Origin of the sequence: Streptomyces globisporus, assembly GCF_003501885.1 — a bacterium.
GTDB lineage: Bacteria > Actinomycetota > Actinomycetes > Streptomycetales > Streptomycetaceae > Streptomyces > Streptomyces globisporus_D.
The window spans coordinates 25,569-31,703 of record NZ_QWFA01000072.1; the positions used below are offsets into that span (position 1 = coordinate 25,569).

Here is a 6,135-nt window from a genome sequence, read left to right on the forward strand (position 1 = left end):
TAAACTTAGAAGGTGAAAACTTCAGCTTGAAGGACTTCAAGGGTGGTGAGGGCGTGCCATACTGCCCGCCATGTCCGAGAGCACCGAGGAGCCCGGCCCCAGCGAGCCGAGCCTCGACGAACAGATCGCCGCCTACCAGCGCGAGTTCCGCGACCTCGACCCCCAGGTCGAGCAGGCCGTCTCCGCACTGGGCCGCCTGAACCGCCGGATGAACGTCGCGTACGGGAGGCAGGTCGCCGCGCTCGGCATCAGCAACGCCGAGTGGGAGGTCCTCAAGACCCTGGTCCTGTCGGGCGCCCCCTACCGTCTGGGCCCCGGCGAACTGGCGAAGCGCCTCGGTCTCACCCCGGCCGCCATGACTCACCGCATCGACCGGATGGCCGGCGAGGGCCTGGTCACCCGCGACCGCGACGAGAACAACCGGGTCCGCGTCATCGTCGAGCTGACCGACGAGGGCCGCACGAAGTGGCTCGAGGCGATGCGCATGGCGAGCGACTTCGAGGAGGACCTCCTCCAGGACCTGTCCGGCGACGAGCGCGGCGTCCTCGGCGAGCTGCTGGTCCGCCTCCTGCGCCGGGTCGAGCACGCCCAGCCGGACGCCGGCGGCCGACTCACCGATCTGGACTGAGGGCCAGGCGGGAGCCCCTGCGGAGGCCATCGGGGGAGGGTTGACACACCCCTGGTGGATCCGTAAAGTTCTCCGAGTTGTCACGGAGCCGGATGGTCCCGGGGCAGCCGATCCCGCCGCGAACGCGGCAATCAAACTTCAGCACGATCTCCCACTCGGGGTGATTTCGGCATGCCGGAATTCATGACGAGGGCCCGATTATGAGCCACCGGGAGAATCCGCTAGAGTTTGAGCGTCGCAACGGCCCAACAGCCGGGAAGACAAGCCCCACTGACTGGGAATCAGGCCCGAAAGGATCTGATAGAGTCGGACTCGCCGGAAAGGGAAAACGCGAAAGCGAAGAACCTGGAAAGCGAAACTGCACGGCCCGCTTCGACCGGGAATCGGACACGAAAGAGTCTGATAGAGTCGGAAACGCAGGACAGCAAGACAAAGAAGTAAACGAAGGGAAGCGCCCGGAGGGCCCCGGTGATACGGGACCGAAGGAAGCGTCCGTTCCTTGAGAACTCAACAGCGTGCCAAAAGTCAACGCCAGATATGTTGATACCCCGTCTCCAGCATCACGCTGGGACGCGGTTCCTTTTGAAATACACAGCGAGGACGCTGTGAACAACGGGTCTTATTCCGACCGGTTGTTCCGCTCTCGTGTGTGTGCACCCGATTACGGGTAAACATTCACGGAGAGTTTGATCCTGGCTCAGGACGAACGCTGGCGGCGTGCTTAACACATGCAAGTCGAACGATGAAGCCCTTCGGGGTGGATTAGTGGCGAACGGGTGAGTAACACGTGGGCAATCTGCCCTTCACTCTGGGACAAGCCCTGGAAACGGGGTCTAATACCGGATAACACTCTGTCCCGCATGGGACGGGGTTGAAAGCTCCGGCGGTGAAGGATGAGCCCGCGGCCTATCAGCTTGTTGGTGGGGTAATGGCCTACCAAGGCGACGACGGGTAGCCGGCCTGAGAGGGCGACCGGCCACACTGGGACTGAGACACGGCCCAGACTCCTACGGGAGGCAGCAGTGGGGAATATTGCACAATGGGCGAAAGCCTGATGCAGCGACGCCGCGTGAGGGATGACGGCCTTCGGGTTGTAAACCTCTTTCAGCAGGGAAGAAGCGAAAGTGACGGTACCTGCAGAAGAAGCGCCGGCTAACTACGTGCCAGCAGCCGCGGTAATACGTAGGGCGCAAGCGTTGTCCGGAATTATTGGGCGTAAAGAGCTCGTAGGCGGCTTGTCACGTCGGATGTGAAAGCCCGGGGCTTAACCCCGGGTCTGCATTCGATACGGGCTAGCTAGAGTGTGGTAGGGGAGATCGGAATTCCTGGTGTAGCGGTGAAATGCGCAGATATCAGGAGGAACACCGGTGGCGAAGGCGGATCTCTGGGCCATTACTGACGCTGAGGAGCGAAAGCGTGGGGAGCGAACAGGATTAGATACCCTGGTAGTCCACGCCGTAAACGTTGGGAACTAGGTGTTGGCGACATTCCACGTCGTCGGTGCCGCAGCTAACGCATTAAGTTCCCCGCCTGGGGAGTACGGCCGCAAGGCTAAAACTCAAAGGAATTGACGGGGGCCCGCACAAGCAGCGGAGCATGTGGCTTAATTCGACGCAACGCGAAGAACCTTACCAAGGCTTGACATATACCGGAAAGCATCAGAGATGGTGCCCCCCTTGTGGTCGGTATACAGGTGGTGCATGGCTGTCGTCAGCTCGTGTCGTGAGATGTTGGGTTAAGTCCCGCAACGAGCGCAACCCTTGTTCTGTGTTGCCAGCATGCCCTTCGGGGTGATGGGGACTCACAGGAGACTGCCGGGGTCAACTCGGAGGAAGGTGGGGACGACGTCAAGTCATCATGCCCCTTATGTCTTGGGCTGCACACGTGCTACAATGGCCGGTACAATGAGCTGCGATGCCGCGAGGCGGAGCGAATCTCAAAAAGCCGGTCTCAGTTCGGATTGGGGTCTGCAACTCGACCCCATGAAGTCGGAGTTGCTAGTAATCGCAGATCAGCATTGCTGCGGTGAATACGTTCCCGGGCCTTGTACACACCGCCCGTCACGTCACGAAAGTCGGTAACACCCGAAGCCGGTGGCCCAACCCCTTGTGGGAGGGAGCTGTCGAAGGTGGGACTGGCGATTGGGACGAAGTCGTAACAAGGTAGCCGTACCGGAAGGTGCGGCTGGATCACCTCCTTTCTAAGGAGCATCTAGATTCCGCAAGGAACCGTAAGGCAGCCTCTGAAGGTACGGCCGTAAGGCAGCCTTCTGATCCGGCCCCAGTGAACTCGCCCTTTTGGGTGGGGTGGTGGGTGGCTGGTCGTTGTTTGAGAACTGCACAGTGGACGCGAGCATCTGTGGCCAAGTTTTTAAGGGCGCACGGTGGATGCCTTGGCACCAGGAACCGATGAAGGACGTGGGAGGCCACGATAGTCCCCGGGGAGCTGTCAACCAAGCTTTGATCCGGGGGTTTCCGAATGGGGAAACCCGGCAGTCGTCATGGGCTGTCACCCGCTGCTGAACACATAGGCAGTGTGGAGGGAACGAGGGGAAGTGAAACATCTCAGTACCCTCAGGAAGAGAAAACAACCGTGATTCCGGGAGTAGTGGCGAGCGAAACTGGATGAGGCCAAACCGTATGCGTGTGATACCCGGCAGGGGTTGCGCATGCGGGGTTGTGGGATCTCTCTTTTACGGTCTGCCGGCTGTGAGACGAGTCAGAAACCGTTGATGTAGGCGAAGGACATGCGAAAGGTCCGGCGTAGAGGGTAAGACCCCCGTAGCTGAAACATTAACGGCTCGTTTGAGAGACACCCAAGTAGCACGGGGCCCGAGAAATCCCGTGTGAATCTGGCGGGACCACCCGCTAAGCCTAAATATTCCCTGGTGACCGATAGCGGATAGTACCGTGAGGGAATGGTGAAAAGTACCGCGGGAGCGGAGTGAAATAGTACCTGAAACCGTGTGCCTACAAGCCGTGGGAGCGTCGCGCATCGAGCTTGCTCGGTGCGTCGTGACTGCGTGCCTTTTGAAGAATGAGCCTGCGAGTTAGCGGTGTGTAGCGAGGTTAACCCGTGTGGGGAAGCCGTAGCGAAAGCGAGTCCGAACAGGGCGTTTGAGTTGCACGCTCTAGACCCGAAGCGGAGTGATCTAGCCATGGGCAGGTTGAAGCGGAGGTAAGACTTCGTGGAGGACCGAACCCACCAGGGTTGAAAACCTGGGGGATGACCTGTGGTTAGGGGTGAAAGGCCAATCAAACTCCGTGATAGCTGGTTCTCCCCGAAATGCATTTAGGTGCAGCGTCGTGTGTTTCTTGCCGGAGGTAGAGCACTGGATAGGCGATGGGCCCTACCGGGTTACTGACCTTAGCCAAACTCCGAATGCCGGTAAGTGAGAGCGCGGCAGTGAGACTGTGGGGGATAAGCTCCATGGTCGAGAGGGAAACAGCCCAGAGCATCGACTAAGGCCCCTAAGCGTACGCTAAGTGGGAAAGGATGTGGAGTCGCAGAGACAACCAGGAGGTTGGCTTAGAAGCAGCCACCCTTGAAAGAGTGCGTAATAGCTCACTGGTCAAGTGATTCCGCGCCGACAATGTAGCGGGGCTCAAGCGTACCGCCGAAGTCGTGTCATTCCAGCACATACCCCCAACGGGGGCTGGGATGGGTAGGGGAGCGTCGTGTGCCGGGTGAAGCAGCCGCGGAAGCGAGTTGTGGACGGTTCACGAGTGAGAATGCAGGCATGAGTAGCGATACACACGTGAGAAACGTGTGCGCCGATTGACTAAGGGTTCCTGGGTCAAGCTGATCTGCCCAGGGTAAGTCGGGACCTAAGGCGAGGCCGACAGGCGTAGTCGATGGACAACCGGTTGATATTCCGGTACCCGCTTTGAAACGCCCAGTACTGAATCAGGCGATGCTAAGTCCGTGAAGCCGGCCCGATCTCTTCGGAGTTGAGGGTAGTGGTGGAGCCGATGAACCAGACTTGTAGTAGGTAAGCGATGGGGTGACGCAGGAAGGTAGTCCAGCCCGGGCGGTGGTTGTCCCGGGGTAAGGGTGTAGGACGTTGTGTAGGCAAATCCGCACAACATTGAGTCTGAGACCTGATGCCGAGCCGATTGTGGTGAAGTGGATGATCCTATGCTGTCGAGAAAAGCCTCTAGCGAGTTTCATGGCGGCCCGTACCCTAAACCGACTCAGGTGGTCAGGTAGAGAATACCGAGGCGTTCGGGTGAACTATGGTTAAGGAACTCGGCAAAATGCCCCCGTAACTTCGGGAGAAGGGGGGCCATCACCGGTGATAGCACTTGCTGCTTGAGCTGGGGGTGGCCGCAGAGACCAGCGAGAAGCGACTGTTTACTAAAAACACAGGTCCGTGCGAAGCCGTAAGGCGATGTATACGGACTGACGCCTGCCCGGTGCTGGAACGTTAAGGGGACCGGTTAGCTGCTCTTCGGGGTGGCGAAGCTGAGAACTTAAGCGCCAGTAAACGGCGGTGGTAACTATAACCATCCTAAGGTAGCGAAATTCCTTGTCGGGTAAGTTCCGACCTGCACGAATGGCGTAACGACTTCTCGACTGTCTCAACCATAGGCCCGGTGAAATTGCACTACGAGTAAAGATGCTCGTTTCGCGCAGCAGGACGGAAAGACCCCGGGACCTTTACTATAGTTTGATATTGGTGTTCGGTTCGGCTTGTGTAGGATAGGTGGGAGACTGTGAAGCGGCCACGCCAGTGGTTGTGGAGTCGCCGTTGAAATACCACTCTGGTCGTGCTGGATGTCTAACCTGGGTCCGTGATCCGGATCAGGGACAGTGTCTGATGGGTAGTTTAACTGGGGCGGTTGCCTCCTAAAGAGTAACGGAGGCGCCCAAAGGTTCCCTCAGCCTGGTTGGTAATCAGGTGTTGAGTGTAAGTGCACAAGGGAGCTTGACTGTGAGACCGACGGGTCGAGCAGGGACGAAAGTCGGGACTAGTGATCCGGCAGTGGCTTGTGGAAGCGCTGTCGCTCAACGGATAAAAGGTACCCCGGGGATAACAGGCTGATCTTCCCCAAGAGTCCATATCGACGGGATGGTTTGGCACCTCGATGTCGGCTCGTCGCATCCTGGGGCTGGAGTCGGTCCCAAGGGTTGGGCTGTTCGCCCATTAAAGCGGTACGCGAGCTGGGTTTAGAACGTCGTGAGACAGTTCGGTCCCTATCCGCTGTGCGCGTAGGAATATTGAGAAGGGCTGTCCCTAGTACGAGAGGACCGGGACGGACGAACCTCTGGTGTGCCAGTTGTCCTGCCAAGGGCATGGCTGGTTGGCTACGTTCGGAAAGGATAACCGCTGAAAGCATCTAAGCGGGAAGCCTGCTTCGAGATGAGTATTCCCACCAACTTGATTGGTTAAGGCTCCCAGTAGACGACTGGGTTGATAGGCCAGATGTGGAAGCCCGGTAACGGGTGGAGCTGACTGGTACTAATAGGCCGAGGGCTTGTCCTCAGTTGCTCGCGTCCACTGTGTT

General features: G+C 58.7%; 1 protein-coding gene and 2 rRNA genes. All 3 read left to right on the top strand.

The features are described 5' to 3' along the window. Positions 1-70: 70 nt before the first annotated feature. The 3 genes from D3105_RS15665 (at position 71) to D3105_RS15680 (ending at position 6,113) form a co-directional block, all read left to right on the top strand. Positions 71-628: a MarR family winged helix-turn-helix transcriptional regulator gene (locus D3105_RS15665; protein WP_118903813.1), complete on the top strand. Its 558-nt coding sequence runs from the start codon at positions 71-73 to the stop codon at positions 626-628. Between the two features lie 674 nt (positions 629-1,302). Continuing rightward, positions 1,303-2,828, top strand: a 16S ribosomal RNA gene (locus D3105_RS15675). Positions 2,829-2,988: 160 nt separating this feature from the next. Further along, positions 2,989-6,113: ribosomal RNA gene (locus D3105_RS15680) — 23S ribosomal RNA — on the top strand. Together the 16S and 23S rRNA genes form the textbook arrangement of a ribosomal RNA operon. The last annotated feature ends 22 nt before the right edge of the window (positions 6,114-6,135 follow it).